Raw genomic sequence first — 23,329 nt, 5'->3', positions numbered from 1 at the left:
CCGTCTGATGAGAATAAAAGCACCGTTGTCGCCCGCCGGCCGAACGTACCGCACATCGACGGGGTCGAGAGCGTTATCGCGCTTCGACGGTTTCGACGACCTCGACGTGGACGTCGGCTTCGCCACCCGTCGGCGTCGCGAGCGTCGATCCACAGACCGCACAGTCGACCGTGTTCGCCGCCTTTCCGAACAGTACTTGCTCGTTCTCGCAGTCCTCACAGCGGACGCGAATGAAGTTTCCCGCCATCGTTACTCCTGGAAGGTGAGTCGCCCGGCACGCCATCCCTCTCGGAGGTGGGCCTTACCGCAGTCACCACAGCGGTATTTGAGGTCCGTCTTCTTGGTCGGTTTGTCGCCACCGGGCACCTTCGAGAACCGGCCGGCGTTTCCGATCACCGCCTTTCCGCGGCGGGTTCGGCGAGCGTCCCACTTCGTACCCGAGGATCGGCCCGTCCGGACCTTCTCGACCTCGTGCTCGTGGTGGGTATGACAGTGCGGGCAGTACGTGTTGAACCGGCGTGGCATTTCCATAGGTACCGATCGGTAGTGGGCGGTGGGTTAAAACGGGTTTGGTTTTTTCCTCGTCGACGCCCCGTGGGTGCGAAGCGCTTAACCCGGATTCGGACGAACGCCGCGTATGAAGAAACTCATCATCCGCGGCGACCCGGGAATCCGAAAGGACGCCGTCATCGAGGTCGGCGGCGAGGAGTACGTCTGCTTCGGGATCTCCAGACAGGGCGAGTGGCACGGTCCCGAAGACGTACAGCTGTGGTGTACGGTCGGATCGGCGGACGAGCGCGAGGATTTCGAGCGCCGAAACTTCATTCCGATGCGTCTCGACGCCGAGGCGGTCGACGCCGCGGACGTCACCGTACTCAAAGCGAAGGGCGATCCGGCGACCGCCTGAGGGTCCTCGAATCGGGGGCGAAGCGGCTACTCGTGGATGTCGGGGGCGTCGGGGGACCCGTCGCCCGCATCGTGGCCGTCCGCCTCGATCGTGGCCTCGTCGGTACCGTCGTCGCCGTCCGGATCCGTTTTCGGGAGCAGTACCTCAAGCGTTCCGTTTCGGGTGAGCGTCGCCGTCGCCCGGTCGGCGTCGACCGACGCGCCCTCCGGAAGCGAGACCTCGCCGCCGAGGGCGAGCCCACGCCCGGGAAACCGCATCTCGTATCCCTCGTAGAACTCCCGAAACCGGTCGATCCTGACCGAGAGGGTGTTCGCCTCGAAGTGAACCGAGACGTCGTCGGCGATCGCCCCCGGTCCGTCGAAGACGGCGAGGTAGGCGTCATCGCTCTCGAGGAGGTCGGCGGGCAGCGATTTGCGCTCGTGTAGCCGGCTCGTGGCGCGGCCGATCCCGTCCAGTACGGCCTGTCCGATGGATGCCCCCACGTCCCGGATCATGCGTCCAACTCCTCCAGCCCATCGCTTTCCCCACAGTAGGGGCAACTGAACGCTTCCGCCCCCGTTCCATCGGGCATCGAGTACCGGTAGTGCAGTTCGACCATGTCGAGATCACAGTCGTCGCGTGTGCAGACGACCTCCAGAGTTTTCGGCATGGTGCCGTCTACGGGCGAGACGCTAATCAATTCCCCGGCAGCGGACTGTCCGGTTTCCGGGCGGTTTTGTCCCCGTCTGCCCTACGTTCTCCGCATGGAGATCCGCGGGATCGACTTCAGCGGTGGCCGGAAGCCGGGCGACGATATCTGGATCGCCGAGGGGCGACTCGAGGGGGGCGAGTTGCGGATCGACCGCTGTCGGTCGGCGGCCGATCGGTTCGGCGAGACGAAGCGCGGGGCGATCCTCCGGAGCCTCCAGGAGACGCTCGGACGATCCGAGGGAACGACCGGGATCGACGCCTCGTTCGGGCTTCCGGCCGAACTGCTCCCCGATGGGGTCGAGACGTGGACCGGCGCGACGCGCTGGTTTGCGGACTCGTTCGCCGACGCCGCCGCGACCGGAATGCGTGAGCGGTGTACGTCCCTCGCCCGGTCGCGACCGGGGGAAGGGGTCGAACTGAAGCGACGGACCGACCGGACCGTCGGTGCGAGTTCACCGTACAGTTTCATCACGTATTACCAGACGCTTCACGCGATCCGGGACGTGCTCGCCCCGCTCGTCGATTCGGGATCGATCGCGGTCCCGCCGGTTCGGACGGGGCGTCCGATACCGCCCGACAGAGATCCGTCCCGGACCGACAGTACCAACGCCTCTATCCGACGGCATATCAACGGACCGGAGGTCGCCGAGGGGGATCGGCCCTCGCCGCCCCCCGACGACGATGGCCCGTACCGGAGCGCCGGGTCCCGAAACGTGATCGAGGTCTATCCGGCCGGGACGCTCCGACGGCTCGGAACGGTCGATACGGGGTACAAAGACGGGGCTGATGGAGCGCGTGACGGGCGGCGGCGAATCCTGAACCGGCTGTCATCGACCGACCCCGGTGACACGGCCGGCCCCGATCGTGTGTCACTCGAACTCCCCGCGTCAGTTCGAGAAACCGCCCTCGAGGAACCCGGAGGCGACGCCCTCGACAGCGTCGTCGCGGCCGTCGCGACGGCGCGAGCGGTCGAGCGGGAGTTCGTGACTGACCGTCCGTTCGACGACCGGGAGGGCCATATATACGTCTGAGCGGCGTGGGTACGGTATCTCGGCGCCGGGGTGGACTCCGGCGGGTGACGGCCGCAGGTGTGGGGTGGACTCCGGCGGGTGACGGCCGCAGGTGTGGGGTGGACTCCGGCGGGTGACGGCCGCAGGTGTGCCGTTCACCGTCGGGCGAAGCGGGCGTGGCCGTGGGACGAGACGAAATCTATATTAAACGACCGCCGAAATCCCGCATATGGTCAAGATACTCGAAGTGGCGGGCGGCCTCGGATTCGGACTGTTCATCGGCGCGTTCTTCGGCTTCGTACTGTCCCGTGGCGACGTCGTTTCCGCGGGCATCGGTGCCGTCGCACTCGCCGTCGTCGCGTTGATATACACGTTCACGCTCGGACAGACCGGCGGCCTCGACCCGGTTACGTCGGGATCGCACTGACCGCGTTCGGACCGGCCGCACCTGACCGGCCGTGACCGCGGATTGGCCGATTCACGGCCGCTTCGGCGCGGCCCATCCGCATCCGTTTTATCCGTCGATGCCCTGGACCGTGGTATGAAGGATCCGTCGGATCTCGACGTGACGATCGTCGACGGCTACGTCGACGAGCCGGCGCACTTCGGCGTCCCACCGTACATCTCGACGTACCCCCGGTTCGCCGCCGGTGCCGCCGTCGACGCCGGTGTCCCCGCGGGCGCGATCACGTATCACACGATCGACGAGCTCCGCGAGGACCGCGCCACGTGGCGCGACGTCGTCGACGCCGATCTGTTCGTCTACGTCGGCGGCATGACCGTCCCCGGCAAATACGTCGGGGGCACGCCCGCCGAACCCGACGAGGTGAAAGAACTCGCCTGGGCCGCCGAGGGGACGAGCGTGATGGGCGGGCCGGTCCGTTTCGGCGTCGGGGAGGCCAACGAGGGGGCCTCGGAGACCGAACGGCAGAACCTCGACTACGATTTTCTCGCGATGGCAGACGTCGAGGCCGCCGTCTACGACCTCGTTCACGGCGGCCTAGAGGGCTTCGAGGACCGATACCGCGACAACGCCGAACTGGACCGGTGGGCCTCGAAGGGCGCGTTCGTCATCGAACAGCACCCGGACCATCCCGAGTATCTCATCTGTGAGATGGAGACCTCTCGCGGGTGTCCCTACCGGTGTTCGTTCTGTACGGAGCCGATGTACGGCGACCCGAGTTTCAGGACCCCCGGCTCCGTCGTCGGGGAGGTCGAACGCCTCGCCGAGCACGGTGCGCGTCACTTCCGGCTCGGACGCCAGGCCGACATCCTCGCCTACGGCGGCGACGGGGAGGCCCCGAACCCCGAAGCACTGGAGGCGCTCTACGGTGGCATCCGTAAAGCGGTCCCGGACCTCGGAACGCTCCATCTCGACAATATGAACCCCGTGACGATCACGGACTATCCCGAGCGGTCGCGGGAGGGCATCCGGATCATCGCCGAACACAACACCCCCGGTGATACCGCCGCTTTCGGCCTCGAATCGGCGGACCCGCTCGTCCAAGCGAAGAACAACCTGCTCGTCACCGCCGAGGAGTGTCTCGAGGCGGTCCGGATCGTCAACGAGGAGGGCGGATGGCGGCCCGGCGAGGCGGGCGACGGCGGGCGGGCGTCGGGGCCCTCTCTCGACCCGAACGCCGACCGCCTGCCGAAGCTGTTGCCTGGTATCAACCTCGTTCACGGCCTCGCCGGCGAACGGCGGGAGACGTTCGAGCACAACAAGCAGTTCCTCCGGGACGTCTACGAGGCGGGGTTGATGGTCCGCCGGATCAACATTCGGCAGGTGATGGCCTTCGAAGGGACCGAGATGGCCGAGACGGGCGCGGAGATCGCTAACGATCACAAACAGCTGTTCAAGACGTACAAACGCGAGGTCCGCGAGGAGATCGACAACCCGATGTTACAGCGGGTCGCGCCGCCGGGGACCGTCCTGCCGAACGTCTATCTCGAGTACCACCAAGACGGCAAGACGTTCGGCCGCCAACTCGGCACCTACGCCCTGCTCGTCGGCCTGCCGGGGGAGCGCGAACTCGGCCGGACGATCGACGTCGCGGTCACGGATCACGGCTTCCGGTCGGTCTCGGGCGTCCCGTACCCCCTCGATGTCAACGCGGCCTCGATGGACGAACTCCGGATGATTCCGGGCGTCGGCAGACAGCGCGCCGGCAACATCGTCGTCGGCCGCCCCTACGAGCACGCGGCCGAGGCGGCCGACGACCTCGATCTCTCTCGGTTCTGTACGGCCGGACGGCCCGAGCACGCCGGCTGATACGGAGTCGGTCCCGCGAGGTTCAAGTCGCTGCGATCGGTACGGCTTCCTAATGGCAGTCTCGTTCGATCTCTTCGGTACGCTCGTCGTCACGGAGACGCCCGACGATCCCGCGACCGCGGTCGCCGAGGCGCTCTCCGAGCGCGGCGTATCGGTCCCGCCGGATTTCGGTGATGCTTACCGCGAGGTCCACATCGACGCCCCGGCGGGTGCGGAAGTACCGCTTCCGGCCCACGTCGCGGCGGCGCTGTCCTCCCGCGGCGTCGATGCCCCGAACAACGCGGCCCGGCGGGCCGTCGTCGCCGCCTTCGACCCGGCCGTCAGCCGGCGGGCGGGCGCGCTGTCGGCGATCGAGGCCGCGGCCGAGCGGGGGCCGGTCGGGCTCTGTTCGAACTGCAGCGTTCCGGAGCTCGTCGGCCGGACGCTCGTCCGTGCGGAGCTTCGCGACGCCTTCGACGCCGTCGTCGCGAGCGTCGGTTGTGGGTGGCGGAAGCCGGACTCTCGGGCCTTCGAGACGGTCGCCGATCGACTCGGCGTCGGGACGGATGCCCTCCTCCACGTCGGTGACGACCCCGGAACGGACGGCGGAATCGAGGCGGTCGGCGGTCGGTTCGTCGACGTCGCAGACGTCCCGCTCCCGGAGCTCCCCGGTCTACTGGAGTCCGAGCAGTGATCGATTCCGGGGGTGCTCTCGTCGTCTCGGTCGGGGTCGCCGCCGGCCTCGAGGCCACCGTCGGCGAGCCACCCGCCGACGGACACCCGGTCGCGCTCCTCGGCCGGGTGATCGGACGGCTAGAACGGAGGCGATCTCCGGTCCCGAGGCTCGCCGGGGCCGTCTACGCGCTCGCGGTCCCGACCGGCTGTGCGCTCGTCGCCTACGGGCTCGTCGGCCTCGCCGAGGCGGGGTCGACCACGCTTTCGGCGGCGATCGTCGCGGGACTCGTCCTCTGGATCGCCTCCAGCGTCCGGATGCTCACGGGGAGCGCCCGGCGAGTCGTCGAATCGAGCGACACCGACCTCGACGCCGCCCGGGAGGCGCTTTTGGCGCTCGTCGGCCGAGACGCCGCCGAACTGTCGTCCGACCTCGTCCGGAGCGCGGCCGTCGAGAGCCTCGCGGAGAACTTCTCGGACGGCTTTCTCGCGCCGCTTTCGGCGTTCGTCGCGCTCTCGTTCGTCTCGATCCCCGCGGCGGCCGCCGGCGCGGCATTTATCAAGGGGGCGAACACGATGGATTCCATGCTCGGCTATCCCGGCCCGTTCGGGTGGGGGAGCGCCAGACTCGACGACCTCGTCATGTTCGTTCCCGCTCGGCTCTCGGCACCGTTTTTGGCCCTGGGAGCCGGTGACCCCGACGCACCGCTCCGCGCCCGCCGATACGTCCACAATCCGGCGTCCCCGAACGCCGGCTGGCCGATGGGCACCCTCGCGGCGGCGTTGAACGTCCGACTCGAAAAGCCCGGCGTCTACACGCTCAACGGCGTCGCCAGCCATCCGACCGTCCCGGACGGCCGGGACGCGATCGACGCGATCCGGCGGGCCGCGGTCCTCGTGTATGCGAGCGCCGCCCTCGTGGGGGTGGTTCGGTGGCTCTGAGCGCGATCGTCGGTGGGGTTCGCGGCGGCGTCGCGTTTCTCACCCGACTCCCGGTCGGATCCGGCGAGGACGACTGGGACCGGTTCCGGTCGTTTCCGGCCGCGTTCCCGCTGGTTGCGTATCTCGTCGGCGCGGTCGCGGCGCTTCCGTTCCTCGTTGCGGGAGCCGCGCCCGCACCGACGGTCGCGTTCGGCTATCTCCTCACGCTCGTCGTCTTGGTCGGGATCCCACACTTCGATGGCGTCGCAGACCTCGGTGACGCGATGGCGGCACACGGCGATGGGGTCAGCAGGGAGGCGCTGAAAGACACCGCGACCGGCGTCGGCGCGATCGTCGCCGTCGGGGTCGTCATCGGTGGACTCGTCCTCGGTGCGCTGGCGCTCGCTGCCGGACCGCCGCTCGTCGCCGTCGGGATCGTCGTCGCCGCAGAGGTTGGCGCGAAACTCGGGATGGCGACCGTCGCCTGCCTCGCGAGTGCGGCCCACGAAGGGCTCGGATCGGCGTTCACGGGGCGTTCGGAGCCGGCGTTACTCCTCGGGCCGGCCCTCGCCGCGCTCCCGGCGGCGTTGTTTTTCGCTCCCGTCGCCGCCGGACTCGTCGCCGTCGCCGCCGGCCCGCTCGTCGCCGTCGGTCTCATCCGGTGGGCCGACGGGACACTGGGCGGCGTCAACGGCGATGTCTTCGGCGCGACGAACGAACTCGCCCGCGTTATCGGGATCCATCTGGGGGTGATCGCGTGGACGCTCTCGTGATGTGCGGCGGGGCCGGAACGCGGCTCGACCGCGGCGAGAAGCCGCTTTTCGAGGTCGACGGCGATCCGATGGTCTCGCGAGTCCTCGATGCGCTCCGTGCGAGCCGCGTCGACACGGTATACGCCGTCACGTCACCGCACACACCCGAGACCGCCCGCCGCCTCCGCGGGCGGGTCCCGGTCGTCGAGGCGGCCGGTGAGGGATACGTCGCCGACCTGACCGAGGCGCTCGGACGCGTGGACCGGCCGGCCCTGACCGTCGCCGCCGACCTCCCGCTTTTGTGCGCCGATCCGGTCGATCGGGCGATCGAGGCCCACGACGGCGGCGCGCTGACGGTCTGTGTGCCGGAGGCTCTCAAGCGCCGCCTCGGTGTCAGCGTCGACACGACCCGAACCCACGACGGCCGGACGCTCGTCCCGACGGGACTGAACGTCGTCGGCGAGCGCGACGCGGAGACGATCTCGGTGCGGGCCGACGCCCGCCTCGCAGTCAACGTCAACCGGCCGGCCGACGCGGCCGTCGCCGAGGCGCTCGACGGCGGGGCTCGCGGATGCGTGGCCGGTGGCGTCGACGACGGTGCCGAGACGGCCGGCCGGACCGGCGACGGATCGGCCGAGGAAGCGATGCTGGAGGGGGGAGCCACCGATGGATCCTGACAGCGTCGACGGCGTCGGGCGCGTCCCGCACGGCTCCAGCGACGATCCCGACGTCCTCGATCTGAGCGCGAACATCAATCCCCGCACGCCGGACGGCACGCGGGCGGTCTACCGGGATGCCTTCGAGGCCGCCCGGTCGTATCCGAACGACGGCTACCACGAGTTCCGGGCGGCGGCGGCCGACTACGTCGGCTGTCGACCGGGATCGGTCGTCCCGCTTTCGGGTGGGCTGGCGGCGATCCGGCTGGCGATCGGCGTGACCGTCTCGCCGGGCGATCGCGTTCTCCTTCCGGCCCCGTCGTTCGGGGAGTACGCCCGCGAAGTCCGGCTGGCGGGCGGTGAGGCGGTCGTCGTCCCCCACGATGCGATCCTCGAACGCGATCCCTCGGGGTACGCGATGGCGATCGTCTGTACGCCGAACAACCCGACCGGCGAGTGCCCCCCGGAGCCGGCACTCCGGTCGTTCGCCGACCGCTGTGAGGCCTCAGGAACGGTGCTGTTGGCCGACGAGGCGTTCTTGGGGTTCACCGATCGGCGGTCACTCGCCGGCCACCCCGCCGTCGTCGTCGCCCGCTCGCTCACGAAGCTGTTCGGACTCCCCGGTCTCCGGGCGGGCTTTGCGGTCGCCGACGGCGAGGTCGGCGAACGGCTCCGAGCGGCCCGGCCGGCGTGGTCGGTCGGCGGGCCCGCGGCGGCCGTCGGCGCCCACGTCATGCGGGATTCGTCGTTCGTCGAGGCGACCCGACGGCGGGTCGAGACGGAACGCGACCGCCTCCGGGCGGGGCTCGAGGCCCGTGGGTTCGACGTCCATCCCTCGATCGCCCCGTTCGTCCTCTGTGACGTCGGCAAAGCGCCCGCGGGAGTGCTTTCGGCCTGTCGTGACCGGGGGGTCGTCCTCCGGGATGCGACCACGTTCCGGGGACTCGATCGTCACGTCCGGATCGCGGTTCGGAGCCGCGAGGCGACAGAACGGCTGCTCTCGGTGCTCGATGGGGTGCGGTGATGTTCGCCTACGAGCGGAGCGACGGACGCCTGACGCTCCGTCGGCCGGGGACGAGATGGCTCTCGAACGGCTTCGACGGCGGCTACGCGACGGCCCCGGCCGCCCACAACCTCACCGTCCCCGAGGGGTTCGAGCGGACGGATCTCGCGGCGTATACGGCCGAGCGACTGGGTACGACCCCGACGGGCCCGACGCTTTTGACCGGCGTCCGGCAGACGGACGCCCGGGGGGCCGAACGCGGGGCGATCGAGGCGGCCGTGACGGCGGGGCTGTCGAATCCGGCGTTGTTGCCCCCGCGTGAGCGCTCCGATGGCGCGGGGCGGGGTGACGGTGACGCGGGGACGTTCGCCGCCGAGGGAGACGCGTTCCACCCCGGAACGGTCAACGTCTTCGTCGGATCGAGCGAGCCGCTGACCGACGGTGGGTTGGCCGGGCTCCTCGCGACGGCTGTCGAGGCGAAGGCGGCGACCCTCCTCGACCGCGCCGGCTGTACCGGGACGACGAGCGACGCGGTCGTCGTCGGCTGTCCGGACGTCGACGAGGGGGCGGCGTTCGCCGGAAGTGCGACCGCCGTCGGCAACGCGGCGCGCGTCTGTGTCCGGGACGCGCTCGCCGCCGCCCTCGCCGCCCGATACGGTGGCGACCTGCCGGATCCCCGTGAGGCCGAACACGCGACTGTCACGTCCGGCTCTTCGGCCGTCTTCCGGCCGTAGCGTCGCCGGCTTTCCTCGGCGGGTCGGCTCCGACGCGTACGCCGGCGGCGACAGGACTGTATTCCCCCGAACAAAATACCCGATATGTCCTCCGCGTACACGTGTGACGGCTGCGGGGCGAGGCTGGGTGCGGTCGAGGACCTCCAGCGGGAGCCGACGACGACGGGGCGAACGTGGTACTGTCGGTACTGTCGGACTCGGGTCCCGTCGGTCGTCGCCGAACGGCTCTCACATCGCCGCGACGGATCGCCGACGGATCGGTGAAACGTCCCTCGACGCGTACGCCGGTTCCCCATCAGTCGTCGATCGGCTCCACGTCGGGGCGATACTCCCGGCTGATGCGCTTCCAGACGCCGGATCGGAACCGGTAGTAGTTGAGTACGGCCGGGACGGACGTCTCCGCGAAGAAGGCGAGATACAGCCCATAGAGCCCCAATGGCGTCGTCGCACCGAGGTAGACGAGCGGGATCGAGACGCCGAAGACGCCGACGGTCTGGCTCATGAACGGCCAGCGGGTATCGCCGGCGGCGTCGAGGGGACCGGCCGCGCCGCCGGAGACGCCCCGAAACACGATCGCGGCGCTTGCGACCCGGACGAGATCGGTCGCGATCGGGACGGCGGCCGCGGTCGGGTCGTCGACGAAGAGCACCACGATCGGGTCCGCGAAGGCGAACACGAGCGCTCCGGAGACGGCGTACACCGCGACCGAAAAGCCGATGATCTCGCGGCCATACCCCGCCGCGGCGTCCTCCGATCCGACGCCGAGCTCCTGGCCAACCAGACTCGAGGAGGCGAGGCCGAAGCCCCAGCCGGGGGTGTTCATCAACCCCCAGATGCGGCGGGTGATGACGAACGCGGAGACGACGTCGCGCCCGAAGACGTCGAGAATGGCGAACATCGGGAACTCCGCGACGGTCCAGACCAGGTTTCGACCCATGACCGGCAGGCCGATCGCGACGAGATCCGAGACCGTTGAGGGGTCGAGGTACGTTCCGGTCGGATCGACGGTGACCGGGAACGTCCCCGCACCGGGGAACCGGCCCACGGTGAGTCCGATCGCGAAGGCGGCCGTCACGGCGACGTTCGACAGCACCGTCCCGAGGGCCGCGCCGACGACACCCAGCCCGACCCCGAAGATCAACACGGCGTTCACTGCGACGTTCAACGCGGCCCCGCCGCCCCGAAGCACCATCGCGGTGTAGGCGTCGTCCGACCCGACGAGCGTCCGGCTTCCGACCAGGTTCAACCCCGCAAAGGGGATCCCGAAGGCGACGATTCGGAGGTACTCGCCGCCGAGTTCGACGGCGCGGGGATCGCTGCTCAGGAGGCCGATAAGCTCGGGTCCGAACAGCCGAAACACCGCCGTGATCGGCACCGCCACGACGACGACGAGGAGCGCGCTCGATCGGACCGCGAGGCCGAGGTCCTCGTACGCGTCGGCACCGTACCGCTGGCTGACGAGAGCGATCGTCCCGCCGGCGACCCCGCCGCCGACCGCGAAGGCCAGCCCCCAGAACGGACCCGCGATACCGACACCCGCGATTGCCGCCGAGCCGACGGCGGTTCCCACCATCGCGACGTCGACGGCGTTTTTCGACATCCGGGCGATCCCGGTGAGGATCCGTGGCCAGGCCAGCGCCGTCGTCTCGCGGGCGTGCGCCTCGGTGATGAGCCCGACACGCGCGAGCGCGAGACCGATCGCGAGGATACCGAGACGGATCGGGTTCGGAATCGGGGACACGTCGTAGCCGTAACTGACCGGCCTCCCGGAGAAAACTCTTCCCGTCCGGCCCGAACGGAGGCCGGTCGAGGGCGCTCGTACGGGCCGTCGTCGGGTCCCGGCGAGGGCCGATCCGCCCCGGTGCTCACCGGCGATCCGTGACAGCGGCCCGTCTTTTTCATCCCTCGTGGTCGGTGATCAACGAGAGCCGGTATGGCTCCCCCCGAAACCGAACGTCGGCCTCGACGTCCGAGGGAAGATCGCTCCCGGTGTGGGCTTCGATCGACTCGCCGACCTCCGCCAGTCCGGGCGAGGGTCCGGTTTCGTCCGGATCCGGATCCCACGACACACAGTGTTCGACGTGCTCGGATCCGATCGCGGTCTCGATGACGGCGACGGCCTCCGCCGAGAGTCGTTCGGTGTCGAACACGAGGGGCGTCTCGACCGAGTCCACGGAGCGCAACGATAGCCGGACCGTCGCCCCCCGGCAGTCGGCACCGGGATCGGAGACGCATCCGGCGATCGGGAGGGTCAAAGCGAGGAGACAGACCCCGCGGCGGGTCGATCGCGCATCCGACGGTGGCTCCATACCGAACCGTGGACGGCCGGGAGGAAAGTACGTTCTGATCCCCGCTGTCGGGCGATCGAGCCGCCGTTTCGAGCCGTGAACCCGATCGGGACGCTATGTGCTCGGCGTGCGATTCGGGCCACATGCAGACTCGGTTGATCGGGGTGACCGTGGTGTTCGTGGCGATCGCCGGCTGTTCGGCCGTCCCGCTCGGCGGTGACGGTCTCGCCTTCGAGTCCGGCGCGACCGTGATCGAAAACGAGTCGCTCGCCGACGAGGGATACGAACTCCATTACGAGGAGACGCGGACGTTCAACGAGACGGTGAGCGCGAGCGGCGGGGGCGACGGAAACGAAACGCGGATCGTTATCAGCAACCACGTCGCTCAGTACGGCGGCCAAAGCGACCTGCCGGCCGGGGTCGGTACGGTACGGCTCGGCGTGGTGACGACGCCGGAGGTGAGCGTCGCCGGGCGACGCCTCAATCCGCTGTTGACCGGCGACCACGACCGGGTCTTTCGGTATCTCCCCGAAACCGACTCCCAGGGGTTCGAGCAGTACGGCAACTACACCATCGAGCCGTTCGGGGAGCCGGTGAACGTCACCGTGTTGGCGACCGAGACCGACGGGGATGAGGTTCCCACGGCCTTCGTTCATTTGATGCGAGCGCCACGGCCGGACACCGGTGACACGGTCGTCGCCTACGGGGCGTATCCGGCCGAGGCGGACGAGGCGAACTCGATCGCCCGACTGTTTTTGTCGCTCGAATACACGCCGCCGTCCGACGTGAACGATAGCGTGGAGGGCGGTGCGGATGCCGGGTCGGACGCCGACACGGGATCCAACGGAGGATTTGGCCCGGAAATCCCCTTCTCGACGCGGGCGGAACGTTCCGGAACGAACGGCTGACCGGAGCGGACGGAACGTCCCGGAACGAACGGCTGCCTACCCGAGCAGGCGCTTGAGCCGACCCAACACGCCGCCCAGCGTCCCGCTCCCGCCGGCGAGCGATCGGAGGACCGCGTCGGTGCTGTTCGCGACCGGGTCGGGATCGCTTCCGGCCGCTGCCGCCGCGTCGGGGTCTTTCAACAGGTGGCCGGTCGTGAGACAGACGACGTCCTCGCCGCTTCCGACGACGCCCGATTCGCGAAGCTTTCGGAGGCCGGCGACCGACGCCGCGGAGGCCGGTTCGACGCCGATGCCTTCCTCGGCGATCGCCCGCTGTGCGTCGGTGATCTCCGAGTCGGAGACGGCGACCGCCGTTCCACCCGTTTCGCGGATGCCGGGGAGCGCTTTCGGGGCGTTGACCGGGTTCCCGATCCGGATCGCCGTCGCGACCGTCTCGACGTCCTCCCAGCGGCGGGTGTCGTCGAGGCCCTCCTCGATCGCCTCGACCATCGGGGCGGCCCCCTCCGCTTGGACGCCCGTGAGCTTCGGTACGTCGCCCGGGGCGAGATCGCCGCTTGCGACCATCTCGCGGAAGCATTTATACAGAGCGGCGGTGTTGCCGGCGTTCCCGACGGGGAGGACGATCCGATCCGGGAACCGGCCGTGCTCGTCGTAGAACGATTCCAGGATCTCGAGGCCGATCGTCTTTTGGCCCTCCAATCGGAACGGGTTCAGCGAGTTGAGCAGGTACGCCTCCCCGCGGTCGGCGAGGTCCTGGACGATGTCGAGACACGAATCGAAGTTGCCGTCGACTTCGAGGATCCGCGCGTCGTGAAGGCTCGCCTGGGCGATCTTGCCCGCGGCGACCTTGCCCGCGGGCAACAACACGAGCGTCTGGAGGTCCGCGCGGGCACCGTAGGCGGCCAGCGCCGCCGACGTGTTCCCGGTCGAGGCACACGCCAGCCGACCGACGTCGAGTTTCTCTGCGACCCGGACGCCGACGGTCATACCGCGGTCTTTGAACGATCCGGTCGGGTTCATCCCCTCGTGTTTGATCCGGAGGTTGCGAACGCCGATCTCCTTGCGGAGTCGCGGGGCCCGGTGAAGCGGCGTGTTCCCCTCCGGGAGGGTGACGCCCTCCTCGAACGGTAACGCGGCGTTGTACCGCCAGACGCCGGTTCCCTCGAACTCGTCGAACGTCGGGTACCGGTCGTATCGGACCTCGAGGAGTCCACCGCACTCGGTGCAGGTGTAGATGATGTCCTCGAAGGGGGCGTGTTCGTGACCGCACTCGATACAGTGGAGCCAGACGCCGTCGTCGGCGACCTCGGGGGCGTCGGGACGGTCGGGGAGCGCGAGATCTGCCATTACCGGGAGTGGGACGCGGAGTCGCAAAAAGGGGCCGCTTTCGCCCGGCCGTCGACGGGGGGGTGGCCGGCGAGGGTGTTCGCTTCGCGTATCCGACTCGGCGTCTCTATTCGCCCGATCCGGCGTACAGATACAGCGCGCAGGCGGCGAGTATCGCCTCTGCGGCCTTCGTGATGACGATGATCGGGTTGATGCTGCCCTCCATGTAGAACGCTTCGAGGCCCCACCCGCGTTCGGGGAACAACGCCAGAATCGTCACGACCGCGTACGCCGCCGCGACGAGAAACAGCGGTCGCCGCCAGTACCGCGAGAGGTACACGACGATCCCCCCGAGGAAGCCGAGACCGTTGAGCGCAAAGAGGATCGCGAGCGTTTGATCGAACTGAATCGCGTTCATCACCGCGAGGAGGTGTAACACGCCCGTCACGGTGGCCATGACGACGGCGACGATCCCGACGGGGCTGGAGGGCTTCGAGAACAGCGGTTCCGAGCCTGCTGTATGTGTCGAGGACATATTCGATCGGTTTTGAGGGGAGGGTGAAAACCTGTGTGGTACGGTCATCGAAACGTATCGGCGAAGCCGTTGTGTACCACCGGAGGGGCCCTCACGGACTGTCGGGGAGATCAGCCCGAACCCCGGAACGGGTCACTCGTCCCCTCGGGTAAAGCCGAGGTCCTCGATGCATTCACGCATCTCGTCGGCGTCGGTGTGTTTGTGCAGTATCGTCGGCGAGTCGCAGTAGTAGATCTCCCCGTCGAACCGCAGCGTCAGTTCCTCGATCGATCCCAACACCTCGGTCCGGACGACGAACCGCTCACCGTTTTCCAGTCCCGAAAGGAGTTCCTCCGCGGTTCGTTCGCCGGGCTCTATGACTGTCGAGTCGGACATACGTCCCCAAAGACACCGCCCACACTTTAGTTAACGGACACGGCCGCCGATCCCCCCGTGACGCGGACACAGGGGTCGCGTGTCCGCGCTACGGGAACTCGTCGATCCGTTCGTGGACGTATGCCGCCCACTCGTCGAGCGTCTCGTGCATCAGTTCGCGGGCCTCCAACGGCGGTGTCGCGCGGTACTGATATACGTGGCCGCCGCTGTCGAGGAGCCGACGACGGCGCTCGGCGAGGTTCTTTTCCATCAGCGTCGTCAGTCCACGATTGACGTTGCTTCGATCACGATCGACCGTCTCGGCGAGTTCCGCCACCGTGCTGTCAGGTGCTTCGAGAAGCTCCAGATAGAGGCGTGCTTCGTGGTCCTGTATCCCGAAGACACACCGGAGAACCTCCTCGAATCCCGGTTCGCCATCGAGCATGAGATCACGAAAACGCGCCGGATCCGGGTCGGATTCCATACGGGCCTTCGTCGCTCGGCGTCGATAAATCCCGTTGATCCCGCCGGCGTCCACGGGGGAATAATCGGCGGGTCGGCAGCGTTGGCGGCGTCGACGGGGTCGGCAGCGTTGGCGGCGTCGACGGGGTCGGCAGCGTCGGCGGAGCCATAGGGGGTGAGTCGAGTCAGTGCGGACGGACCATCCGCCCACGTCAGTACCGCCCCCCGTGTCAGTACCGCCCCGCCAGCCATCCGAGGACGTCCGAGAGTTCCTCTGGAGTCGTCCCGTGGCCGACGTCGTACCGCTCGAACCGGACGTCGACACCGCCCTCGGCGAGCGTCTCGGCGGCGCGCTCGGCACGCTCGGGCGGGATGACCTGATCCATCGATCCACAGCCGACGAAGGCCGGTTTGCCGGCCGCCTCTTCGGCCCGATACGCGTGTGAGTCGGCCAGATAGCCGTTCAGCGCGACGACCCACCGGTAGGCGTCCGGCCGCTCCAACAGCGCGGCCATGCTCGTGATCGCGCCCTGGCTGAAACCGAGCAGGCCGATCCGGTCGGGGTCGAGGTCGTAGCGGTCGATCGCCGCCTCGACGAACCCGTGGATCGAATCGAGGCTCCGCCGGAACCCCTCGGCGTCGGGTTGGCTGCCGTGGAGACCGCCCGCCGAGAGGTCCAACTCATACCAGGTGTAGCTGTCGGGACCGCCCATCGGCTCTGGGGCGCGGACGCTCAGGACGTGGAGTTCCTCGGGGAGCTGTGCTCCGATGGGGAGCAGATCGCGTTCGTTCGTGCCCCGGCCGTGGATCAAGACGACTGCTGGGGCGTCCGAATCGGTGGTTCCGGGACGACTGACGTGAGCGAGCGGGAGATCCTCGTCGACATCCATATACCCCGTAGGGCGCGATCCAATAAAAAGCGCGCGCGGTCGCACAGAAACGCGTGCCGATCCCCCGAGCGCCACGGCATCGTCCCTCGTGCTAAGAACCACCACAGCGTTTATTATCGATGTCGTCTAAGGGTGACCCGTATGGCGACCGCAAACGACGTGTTCGACGAATTCCTCGAGGACCGTGGCCACGAAACCGAGACGCCCGGCTGGGAGCGCGATTATAACAAAAAGCGCTGTCCCGACTGCGGCGGCCTTCACGCCCTCGATGCGTCGAACTGCTCGGTCTGCGGCTGGCGACCGAACTGATACCGCCCTCTTTTCGCCCCGCCCTCTTTTCGTCCCGTACGCGTCGCGTCGGTGTGCTACCCGTATGAGCGCCCGATGGCCGGGGGTCGTTCGCACCGTCCTCGAAAACAAACATGCTGTTTATACTTGTGGGCGGCATTACGCGAGTAATGGCGACATCCACGCACGTGACACGGCTTTTTGGGGGACCGGGAAGCGGGAAGACGACGGCGTTACTCGACCGCGTCGACGACATGCTGGACGACGGAGTCGACATAAACGACATACTCGTGGTGTCGTACACACGGGCCGCGGCGGCCGAGGTGCGCGAGCGCCTCGGCGAACGGCTCGACCGCTCGCCGAAGTCGCTCCGGGGAAACGTCTGTACGATGCACGCGAAGGCCTACGAACTCTTGAATCTCTCTCGGGGCGACGTGGTCGGTGAGAAACACAAAGAGGAGTTCTGTGAGGAGTTCGGCATCGAGTTCGAGGACGAGAACAAATCCGCCCGCCGTCGGTCGGCGCGCTCGACGACGCTCGGTAACAAGATCATCGCCACGTCCCAGTGGCTCCAGCGGACCGAACGTGACGTCGCCGACTGGTACGACGTCCCGTTTAAATGGGACGAGGAGGAGGTCCGGCTCCCGCCGGGGATCGACGAGAACGCCCAGACGGGGAACAAATATACCCCGACGTGGCCGAGCGACGACGACCGCCTCGACATCCCCGAGGCGATCCGCGGGTGGCGAGCGTACAAAGGCGAGGAAGGGGTCGTCGGCTTCGCAGACATGCTCGAACGCGTCCAGCAGCGCTCGCTGCTCCCGGCCGTCGACCACCTCGTCATCGACGAGTTCCAGGACATCACGACCCTGCAGTACGGCGTCTACGACGAGTGGAAACCGCACATGAACTCGGTGCTCATCGCGGGCGACGACGACCAGGTCGTCTACGCCTGGCAGGGCGCGGACCCGAACCTCCTGCTCGACGAGGACGTCGACGACGACGTCGTGCTCCCGAACAGCTACCGGCTTCCCTCCCGAATCTTGAACGTCGTCAACACCCAGATCAGCCACATCGAAAAGCGCCAAGAGAAAGACCTCAAACCGCGCAAGGAGGGCGGATCGGTCGAGGCGGTCCGCTCGCCCTCCGTGCTCGATTTGGTTCGTAACGTCCGAATGACGATGGAAGAGGACGACGACGGCAGCATCATGTGTCTGTTCCGAGCGCGTTATCAGATGTTCCAGTTCATGGACGAGTTCATCGGCGAGGGGATCCCGTTTACCGCCCTGACCGACCAGCGGATGTGGACCGACCGCCTGCAGGACTACGTCGGCGCGATCGAGTCCCTGGAGAACGACGATGCGATCGGCGGCCTTCAGGCCAAGCGTCTCGGCGAGATGCTCGCCGACAGCGCCTTCGGAACCGGCGAGCGAGACGACTACTTCGACGCGCTCGACGCGCTCGAAGATCGAGAGGGCGTCGACGACCTCGCCGATATGGAGGTCGCCCCCGACTTCGTCGACGAACACGCCCCGTTCGCCCCCGGACCGCGCTCGGCCGCCGATATGCTCACCCGGGTATCGAACTTCCAGGAGCGGTCGGTCGACGCTTACTTCAGCGGCAGCTACCGCGGTACCGACCCGAATCGCGTCCGCGTCGGCACGATCCACTCGGCGAAGGGGCGCGAGGCCGATCACGTCTTCGTCGCCACCGACCTCACCGAGAAGGTCGTCGAGCAGATGGCGGCTTCCGTCGAGGACCCCGGGTCGGTGCCGGGGGACGAGCCGTTCACGAAACGCTCCGATCCGATCCCGATGATGACCGACAACGAACGGCGGGTCTTCTACGTCGGCATGTCGCGGGCCCGCGAACGGCTCGTCCTGATGGAGGATCTCATCGACGGCGCACCGACGCTACCGATCGACGTCCTCCTGTACAACGAGCCGGTCGGGAAGTCCCTCGAGGACGTGCTCTCCGACGCCCAAAGACAGGGCGCGGAGTTGAAAGTCGAGTAGCCGCGCGCGACGACAACCCATATTAAATCGGCGGTCGAAACCGGGGGTATGTACGACGGCCCTGTCCTCGATAACCACCTCCATATCGACCCGGTCAACGGCCGCGGGGCCGAGGCGGCCGAGGCGTTCGAACGCGCCGGCGGGACGCACCTGCACGTCCTCAACAAACCCTCTTGGAACCTCGTCGGCGAGGTCGACGACGAGGGGGGTTTCCGGGAGACGTTCGATCTCACCGTCGAGGTGACGGCGCGCGCCGACGGGATACTCCCCGGACGGGCCCGTCCCGTCCTCGGCGTTCATCCGGCCTTGATCTCTCGGCTCCTCGATCGGGGGTACGAGCCCCGAGAGGCCGCCGATCTGATGAAAGCCGGCCTCGACGTCGCGGCCGAGTACGTCGCTTCGGGCCCGGCGCTCGCCATCAAATCCGGACGTCCACACTACGACGTCGAGGAGGCGACGTGGGAAGCATCCAACGAGGTCATGCGATACGCCTTCGCCCGCGCCGCCGAGGTCGGCTGTGCCGTCCAACTCCACACGGAGGGCGGCGAGTCGTTCGAGGCGGTCGTCGAGTGGGCGGAATCCGAGGGCCTCCCGCGAGAGCGCGTCGTCAAACACTACTCGGGCGGCTCCGTCGAGGGACCGATCCCGAGCGTCATCTCCCACAAGGAGGAACTCGAACGGGCCTGCGGCGGCGAGTGGCCCTTCCTCATGGAGACGGACTTCATCGACGACCCGGATCGCCCCGGCGCGGTCCTCGGTCCCAAGACCGTCCCCAAACGGACCGCCTGGCTCGCCGAGGCGGGGCACGAGGCGGCGCTTCGGCGCGCCCACGTCGAAACGCCAGCCCGCGTCTACGGCATCGATACGGCGGCGGACCTGGAGTGAGACGGGCTGTGCCGTCAAATCACCGGTGAGTGCCCGCCGAGCCACAAGCTACTTTCATCCTCCGTGTCTCGGTAGAGGACGAGATGTCCCCGAATACCGGGCGCGAAAGTCTCCCGTTCGTCGAGGGTGCTATCGCCGGTGCCGCCGCGTGGATCGTCGGCTACGTGCTGACCGCGCTCGTCGTACTCACCCGCATCGACCGTTCGGAACTCGGGGAGATATCGCGGAACGTCGAGGGCGACGGTAGCAGCATCGACTTCGTCGGGTGGGTCTTTTTCAACAGCCACTTCGTCGACACCGTCCTGGAAGCCGGGATCTTGGGCATCGGCGGAACCCGGACGGTTTCGTTCGTCGGTGGCGACGGGTTCACGCCGCTTTTGCATCTCGTTCCGGTCGCTCTCCTCGTCGCCGCCGGGATCGCCGTCGGCCGCTCGCAGGGCGTCACCGATACGGCTGGGGGTGCCATCGCGGGCGTGCTCGTCGTTCCCCCGTATCTGGCGCTGTCGGCCGCCGGCGCGGTCGTGTTCAGGGTGTCGACGGAGGCGCTCGGCGCTTCTTTCAGCGGCGAGCCCGAGTTGCTTCCGGCGGTCGTTCTCGCCGGAGTCGTCCTCCCCGCCGTCTTCGGCTCCCTCGGCGGGATCGCCGCCGCGGTGACCCACTCGGGCCGGCGCTCTTGATATATTCTATCTTTCTTCGAGGAGAGCATCCCGCCGTGAACAGTAGCTGCCGAATCAATGCTCTCCGCGATTACGCCGGGACGGATGTCACACCTCCCGCGCGATGATCCCACCCCACGGCTCGAAGCCGTACCGGTCGTAGAACCGCCGGGCGCGGTCGTTCTCCGGATCGACGTCGAGCAGGAGCCGATCGATCGGCAGCGCCTGCTCCTCGGCGACCGCGATCGCCCGCTCGAAGAGCGCGTCGGCGACCCCGTCGCCACGGGCCTCCGGGACGACGTAGAGTTCGTTGACGACGGCCGCATCCCAGATGAAAGACAGCCGTTCGGGGAGTACGAAGACGTAGCCGGCCACGCCCGCTCCGGCGTCAGCGAGCGAGAGACAGCGGCCGTCGTCGTCGACGCACCGTTCGACCCAGGCCAGCCACCGTCGTTTGTATTCGTCCGTTAGCTTCGAGTCGTATCGGCTCGACTTCTCCGCACCGCCGGTCGTCTCGCCGATCTCGGTCTCGAAGTCGACTTTGCGCGCCCAGAGCGCCTGCCGGTCGCGCTCGGAGCTAGGGTCGTACGCGCGGACCGTTGTCTCAGTCATGAGAGACACCGTCGGAGTCGCTGTCGGTCATCGGATATACCGCGGGAATCGCGCGGTCACGGATTAAGTCGATCGGATTGGAGGTGCGTTGCGAGCACGGTGAACGCGCCGACGAGGACGACGTATGAGACCACGCTTATACCGATGGCGGACGACTATCCGGTATGCGCGACCCGCGTGCGGAACTGGCCGAGCGCATCGCCGGGGAGGTGGCGCTGTCGGAGGATCCGGGCGCGACGCTCCGGAAGTGGCGCGAGGAGTTCGACGTGGCACAGACGGCGCTCGCCGACGAACTCGACGTCTCCGCGTCCGTCGTCTCCGATTACGAGAGCGGCCGCCGTGAGAACCCCGGCATCAAGGTCGTCAGCCGGGTCGTCCGTGCGCTACTCGACATCGACGAGCGCCGGGGCGGGGACCGCGTCCGTCAACACGCCCGCGTCGTGTCCTCGGGGTTCGATCGGGACGTCGTCTACGATCTCCGGGAGTATCCCGCGACGGTGCCGCTATCGCGGTTTTATGCCGCGATCGGTGCTGACCCCGTGATCGCCGGCAGCGCCGAGACGATCGCCGGCCACACCGTCATCAACAGCGTCGAGGCGATCAAACGGCTCTCCAGTGAGGAGTTCTACCGCCTGTACGGCCAATCGACCAACCGCGCGCTCGTCTTCACTGACGTGACCCGCGGGGAGTCGCCGCTCGTCGCTCTGCGGGTCGTGACGCCGACACCCTCGGCGGTCGTCCTCCACGGCCTCGACCGCGAGGACCTCTGGGAGCACGCGCCCGCGCTGGCCCGGGCCGACGGCGTCTCGCTCGCGACGACGACGGAGCCGATCGAGACGCTTTTGGATTCGCTGCGGGAGTTTCCCTAGCGGCCGTTTCCTACCGCGGCCGATACCGTGAGGAGTTATCCGACCCGCGCCCGTAGGGGAGGTATGCACACGACGACGGCCGGCGGCGTCGACGTCCCCCCGGTCGGCCTCGGGACGTGGCGGCTGACCGGCGAGCAGTGTCGGAACGCGGTTCGGACGGCTCTGGAACTCGGCTATCGCCACCTCGACACCGCACAGGAGTACGGCAACGAACGACAGGTCGGGAGCGCCCTCCGGAACAGCGACGTCGACCGCGAGGAGGTGTTCGTGACCACGAAGCTCGGAGGCGACAGCCGCGGCTACGACGACGTGCGCCGCTCGACCGAGGAGAGTCTCGCAAAACTCGGGACGTCCTACGTCGATCTGCTGTTGATTCATTGGCCCAACGTTCGGACCCCGCTTCGGGAGACACTAGCCGCGATGAACGAACTCGTCGACGAGGGGCGCGTGCGACACGTCGGCGTCTCAAACTTCGGCGTCGACCAGTTGGCGCGTGCGCGGACGCTCTCCGAGCACGGTATCCTGACCGATCAGGTCCAGTACAACCCCTACTGGTCGCAGACGGAGCTTCTCGACTACTGTCGGATCCACGACGTCGTGTTGACCGCCTATTCGCCGCTGGCCCACGGCGGCGTGCTCCGAGATCCCGTGTTGGAGTCCATCGGGAGCCGATACGACAAGAGCCCGGCACAAATCGCGCTCCGGTGGCTCCTCCAGCAGCCAAACGTCGTCACGGTGCCGAAAGCGACGGGACGCGAACACCTGGCCGCGAACGTCGACGTCTTCGACTTCACGCTCACCGACGGGGAGATGGCTCGGATCCGACAGCCCTCGAAGCCGCGGGCGATCGCCGGGTTCGTCCGGAGTCGGCTGGGCGAACTCGGCTGTCGGTAACGCGTTCTCGTAGGATCGATGAACAAGCACCTCGCTTATTACCCGGACGGGCGAACCGAATAGACATGACTGGAAGCGACGATCGAGCGTCAGCGTCCGATCAGAACCTCTTCGTGACCGTCTCCGGCCCGCCGGGCTGTGGCGCGACGGCGTTGTGTACCCGTCTCTCGGAGGCGATGAACTGTCCGTACGTCTCCGGTGGGGACATCTTCCGGGACCTCGCCGAGGACCGCGACATGACGCTGACCCAACTGACGGCGAAGGCCCAAGAGTCCGACGAGATCGACCGGGCGCTCGACCGTCGGCTGCTCTCGATCGCGGAAAAGTGGGGTGCGGCCAACAAGCCGTTCGTTCTCGAATCGCGGCTGTCGGGATGGCTCGCTGGGAACCGTGCCGATCTCCGGATCTGGCTCGACGCGCCCGAAGAGGTACGCAAGGGACGTATCAGCGACAGAGAGGAGACGACCGCCGAGATGGGCGTCCGCGAGGTCAACGAGGCCGGCCGATACCGATCCTATTACGACATCGACATCGACGACCGGACCTTTTATGATCTGCAGTTGAACACCGCACGCTGGAGCAAAGCCGGCGTTCTCGAAGTCGTTTTGACGGCCATTGACGAGTACGATCCCGAGATGGACGAGGGGGCCTTCGAGACGCCCCCTATCGGAATACAAAAGTAGCGTCGTCGGCCCGAGACCGATCCGCGAAGCGTCGTCGGCCCGAGACGGTGATACGTGCCGATAGGAGC

Annotated in this window: 31 protein-coding genes; 19 read left to right on the top strand and 12 right to left on the bottom strand. The window is 67.9% G+C overall.

Features of this window, described 5'->3' with window-relative positions; all coding sequences use genetic code 11:
- Positions 1 to 73: 73 nt before the first annotated feature.
- Both HZR14_RS06080 and HZR14_RS06075 read right to left on the bottom strand, forming a co-directional pair.
- On the bottom strand, positions 74 to 247 hold the full coding sequence (locus tag HZR14_RS06080; protein WP_181691966.1) for a 30S ribosomal protein S27e: 174 nt from the start codon (positions 245 to 247) through the stop codon (positions 74 to 76).
- A gap of 2 nt (positions 248 to 249) precedes the next feature.
- A complete protein-coding gene (locus HZR14_RS06075; protein WP_181691965.1) occupies positions 250 to 531 on the bottom strand; it encodes a 50S ribosomal protein L44e in 282 nt (93 codons plus the stop codon).
- Between the two features lie 106 nt (positions 532 to 637).
- On the opposite strand from HZR14_RS06075, the gene HZR14_RS06070 reads away from it, so the two are divergent.
- Positions 638 to 907, top strand: a complete 270-nt coding sequence (locus HZR14_RS06070) for an HAH_0734 family protein (RefSeq protein ID WP_181691964.1) — start codon at positions 638 to 640, stop codon at positions 905 to 907.
- 26 nt (positions 908 to 933) lie between these two features.
- Here the strand turns inward: HZR14_RS06070 and HZR14_RS06065 are convergent, their stop codons facing one another.
- Together HZR14_RS06065 and HZR14_RS06060 are read right to left on the bottom strand one after the other, a co-directional pair.
- Entirely contained in the window at positions 934 to 1,401 is a 468-nt protein-coding gene (locus HZR14_RS06065; protein ID WP_181691963.1) for an Hsp20/alpha crystallin family protein, read from the bottom strand.
- Positions 1,398 to 1,556 carry a DUF7559 family protein gene (locus HZR14_RS06060; protein WP_181691962.1) on the bottom strand — a complete coding sequence of 53 codons (159 nt, stop codon included), beginning with the start codon at positions 1,554 to 1,556 and terminating at the stop codon, positions 1,398 to 1,400. The genes HZR14_RS06065 and HZR14_RS06060 overlap by 4 nt, the downstream gene beginning before the upstream one ends.
- Positions 1,557 to 1,650: 94 nt before the next feature.
- Here HZR14_RS06060 and HZR14_RS06055 point away from each other — a divergent pair, with 94 nt between their 5' ends.
- The 10 genes from HZR14_RS06055 to HZR14_RS06010 all read left to right on the top strand — a co-directional run bounded on the left by HZR14_RS06055 (position 1,651) and on the right by HZR14_RS06010 (position 9,860).
- Positions 1,651 to 2,628: a DUF429 domain-containing protein gene (locus HZR14_RS06055; protein ID WP_181691961.1), complete on the top strand. Its 978-nt coding sequence runs from the start codon at positions 1,651 to 1,653 to the stop codon at positions 2,626 to 2,628.
- A 208-nt stretch (positions 2,629 to 2,836) separates the two neighbouring features.
- Entirely contained in the window at positions 2,837 to 3,034 is a 198-nt protein-coding gene (locus HZR14_RS06050; RefSeq protein WP_181691960.1) for a hypothetical protein, read from the top strand.
- A gap of 114 nt (positions 3,035 to 3,148) precedes the next feature.
- Positions 3,149 to 4,879 (top strand): radical SAM protein, encoded by a 1,731-nt coding sequence (locus HZR14_RS06045; RefSeq protein ID WP_181691959.1) that lies wholly within the window; start codon positions 3,149 to 3,151, stop codon positions 4,877 to 4,879.
- A gap of 52 nt (positions 4,880 to 4,931) precedes the next feature.
- Positions 4,932 to 5,552: an HAD family hydrolase gene (locus HZR14_RS06040; RefSeq protein WP_181691958.1), complete on the top strand. Its 621-nt coding sequence runs from the start codon at positions 4,932 to 4,934 to the stop codon at positions 5,550 to 5,552.
- Positions 5,549 to 6,472, top strand: a complete 924-nt coding sequence (gene cbiB / locus HZR14_RS06035) for an adenosylcobinamide-phosphate synthase CbiB (protein WP_370464958.1) — start codon at positions 5,549 to 5,551, stop codon at positions 6,470 to 6,472. Before HZR14_RS06040 ends, cbiB begins: the two co-directional genes overlap by 4 nt.
- On the top strand, positions 6,469 to 7,224 hold the full coding sequence (gene cobS / locus HZR14_RS06030) for an adenosylcobinamide-GDP ribazoletransferase (protein WP_181691988.1): 756 nt from the start codon (positions 6,469 to 6,471) through the stop codon (positions 7,222 to 7,224). Before cbiB ends, cobS begins: the two co-directional genes overlap by 4 nt.
- Positions 7,224 to 7,880 (top strand): NTP transferase domain-containing protein, encoded by a 657-nt coding sequence (locus HZR14_RS06025; protein WP_181691989.1) that lies wholly within the window; start codon positions 7,224 to 7,226, stop codon positions 7,878 to 7,880. The genes cobS and HZR14_RS06025 overlap by 1 nt, the downstream gene beginning before the upstream one ends.
- Positions 7,870 to 8,883 carry a threonine-phosphate decarboxylase CobD gene (cobD, locus tag HZR14_RS06020; protein WP_181691957.1) on the top strand — a complete coding sequence of 338 codons (1,014 nt, stop codon included), beginning with the start codon at positions 7,870 to 7,872 and terminating at the stop codon, positions 8,881 to 8,883. Before HZR14_RS06025 ends, cobD begins: the two co-directional genes overlap by 11 nt.
- The gene (locus HZR14_RS06015) at positions 8,883 to 9,596 is read left to right on the top strand and encodes an adenosylcobinamide amidohydrolase (protein WP_181691956.1); all 714 of its coding nucleotides are present in this window, start codon (positions 8,883 to 8,885) and stop codon (positions 9,594 to 9,596) included. Before cobD ends, HZR14_RS06015 begins: the two co-directional genes overlap by 1 nt.
- An 84-nt stretch (positions 9,597 to 9,680) precedes the next feature.
- Positions 9,681 to 9,860 (top strand): hypothetical protein, encoded by a 180-nt coding sequence (locus HZR14_RS06010; protein ID WP_181691955.1) that lies wholly within the window; start codon positions 9,681 to 9,683, stop codon positions 9,858 to 9,860.
- 31 nt (positions 9,861 to 9,891) lie between these two features.
- On the opposite strand, the gene HZR14_RS06005 is transcribed toward HZR14_RS06010, so the two are convergent.
- Together HZR14_RS06005 and HZR14_RS06000 are read right to left on the bottom strand one after the other, a co-directional pair.
- Complete coding sequence (locus tag HZR14_RS06005; RefSeq protein WP_181691954.1) at positions 9,892 to 11,337, bottom strand: MATE family efflux transporter; 1,446 nt, start codon at positions 11,335 to 11,337, stop codon at positions 9,892 to 9,894.
- A 157-nt stretch (positions 11,338 to 11,494) separates the two neighbouring features.
- On the bottom strand, positions 11,495 to 11,905 hold the full coding sequence (locus HZR14_RS06000; protein WP_181691953.1) for a hypothetical protein: 411 nt from the start codon (positions 11,903 to 11,905) through the stop codon (positions 11,495 to 11,497).
- Between the two features lie 122 nt (positions 11,906 to 12,027).
- Between HZR14_RS06000 and HZR14_RS05995 the strand changes: the two genes are divergently transcribed.
- Positions 12,028 to 12,792, top strand: coding sequence for a DUF6517 family protein (locus HZR14_RS05995; protein WP_181691952.1), 765 nt, complete (start codon positions 12,028 to 12,030; stop codon positions 12,790 to 12,792).
- A gap of 36 nt (positions 12,793 to 12,828) precedes the next feature.
- Here HZR14_RS05995 and thrC read toward each other — a convergent pair whose 3' ends face one another.
- The 5 genes from thrC to HZR14_RS05970 form a co-directional block, all read right to left on the bottom strand.
- A complete protein-coding gene (gene thrC, locus HZR14_RS05990) occupies positions 12,829 to 14,139 on the bottom strand; it encodes a threonine synthase (RefSeq protein ID WP_181691951.1) in 1,311 nt (436 codons plus the stop codon).
- A gap of 106 nt (positions 14,140 to 14,245) precedes the next feature.
- Positions 14,246 to 14,653, bottom strand: coding sequence for a DUF7475 family protein (locus tag HZR14_RS05985; RefSeq protein ID WP_181691950.1), 408 nt, complete (start codon positions 14,651 to 14,653; stop codon positions 14,246 to 14,248).
- A 132-nt stretch (positions 14,654 to 14,785) separates the two neighbouring features.
- Entirely contained in the window at positions 14,786 to 15,028 is a 243-nt protein-coding gene (locus HZR14_RS05980; protein ID WP_181691949.1) for a DUF8001 family protein, read from the bottom strand.
- A gap of 88 nt (positions 15,029 to 15,116) precedes the next feature.
- On the bottom strand, positions 15,117 to 15,491 hold the full coding sequence (locus HZR14_RS05975) for a helix-turn-helix domain-containing protein (RefSeq protein WP_181691948.1): 375 nt from the start codon (positions 15,489 to 15,491) through the stop codon (positions 15,117 to 15,119).
- 208 nt (positions 15,492 to 15,699) lie between these two features.
- The gene (locus HZR14_RS05970; protein WP_181691947.1) at positions 15,700 to 16,359 is read right to left on the bottom strand and encodes an alpha/beta hydrolase; all 660 of its coding nucleotides are present in this window, start codon (positions 16,357 to 16,359) and stop codon (positions 15,700 to 15,702) included.
- A gap of 141 nt (positions 16,360 to 16,500) precedes the next feature.
- Here HZR14_RS05970 and HZR14_RS05965 point away from each other — a divergent pair, with 141 nt between their 5' ends.
- The 4 genes from HZR14_RS05965 (at position 16,501) to HZR14_RS05950 (ending at position 20,224) form a co-directional block, all read left to right on the top strand.
- Positions 16,501 to 16,668 carry an HVO_0416 family zinc finger protein gene (locus HZR14_RS05965; RefSeq protein ID WP_181691946.1) on the top strand — a complete coding sequence of 56 codons (168 nt, stop codon included), beginning with the start codon at positions 16,501 to 16,503 and terminating at the stop codon, positions 16,666 to 16,668.
- A gap of 149 nt (positions 16,669 to 16,817) precedes the next feature.
- Entirely contained in the window at positions 16,818 to 18,662 is a 1,845-nt protein-coding gene (locus HZR14_RS05960) for a UvrD-helicase domain-containing protein (protein ID WP_181691945.1), read from the top strand.
- A gap of 48 nt (positions 18,663 to 18,710) precedes the next feature.
- Positions 18,711 to 19,547: a TatD family hydrolase gene (locus tag HZR14_RS05955; protein ID WP_181691944.1), complete on the top strand. Its 837-nt coding sequence runs from the start codon at positions 18,711 to 18,713 to the stop codon at positions 19,545 to 19,547.
- 83 nt (positions 19,548 to 19,630) lie between these two features.
- The gene (locus HZR14_RS05950) at positions 19,631 to 20,224 is read left to right on the top strand and encodes a DUF7978 family protein (RefSeq protein ID WP_181691943.1); all 594 of its coding nucleotides are present in this window, start codon (positions 19,631 to 19,633) and stop codon (positions 20,222 to 20,224) included.
- Positions 20,225 to 20,311: 87 nt separating this feature from the next.
- Here the strand turns inward: HZR14_RS05950 and HZR14_RS05945 are convergent, their stop codons facing one another.
- Positions 20,312 to 20,815, bottom strand: a complete 504-nt coding sequence (locus tag HZR14_RS05945; protein WP_181691942.1) for a GNAT family N-acetyltransferase — start codon at positions 20,813 to 20,815, stop codon at positions 20,312 to 20,314.
- Positions 20,816 to 20,979: 164 nt separating this feature from the next.
- On the opposite strand from HZR14_RS05945, the gene HZR14_RS05940 reads away from it, so the two are divergent.
- The 3 genes from HZR14_RS05940 to cmk all read left to right on the top strand — a co-directional run bounded on the left by HZR14_RS05940 (position 20,980) and on the right by cmk (position 23,261).
- Positions 20,980 to 21,684: a helix-turn-helix domain-containing protein gene (locus tag HZR14_RS05940; RefSeq protein ID WP_181691941.1), complete on the top strand. Its 705-nt coding sequence runs from the start codon at positions 20,980 to 20,982 to the stop codon at positions 21,682 to 21,684.
- 63 nt (positions 21,685 to 21,747) lie between these two features.
- A complete protein-coding gene (locus HZR14_RS05935; RefSeq protein WP_181691940.1) occupies positions 21,748 to 22,578 on the top strand; it encodes an aldo/keto reductase in 831 nt (276 codons plus the stop codon).
- 65 nt (positions 22,579 to 22,643) lie between these two features.
- Positions 22,644 to 23,261 carry a (d)CMP kinase gene (cmk, locus tag HZR14_RS05930; protein ID WP_181691939.1) on the top strand — a complete coding sequence of 206 codons (618 nt, stop codon included), beginning with the start codon at positions 22,644 to 22,646 and terminating at the stop codon, positions 23,259 to 23,261.
- The last annotated feature ends 68 nt before the right edge of the window (positions 23,262 to 23,329 follow it).

Origin of the sequence: Natronomonas salinimetallica (genome assembly GCF_013839515.1) — an archaeon.
Taxonomy (GTDB): domain Archaea; phylum Halobacteriota; class Halobacteria; order Halobacteriales; family Haloarculaceae; genus Natronomonas.
The sequence above is the reverse complement of the archived record's forward strand: the minus strand, read 5'-3'. Positions and strand labels throughout refer to the sequence as shown.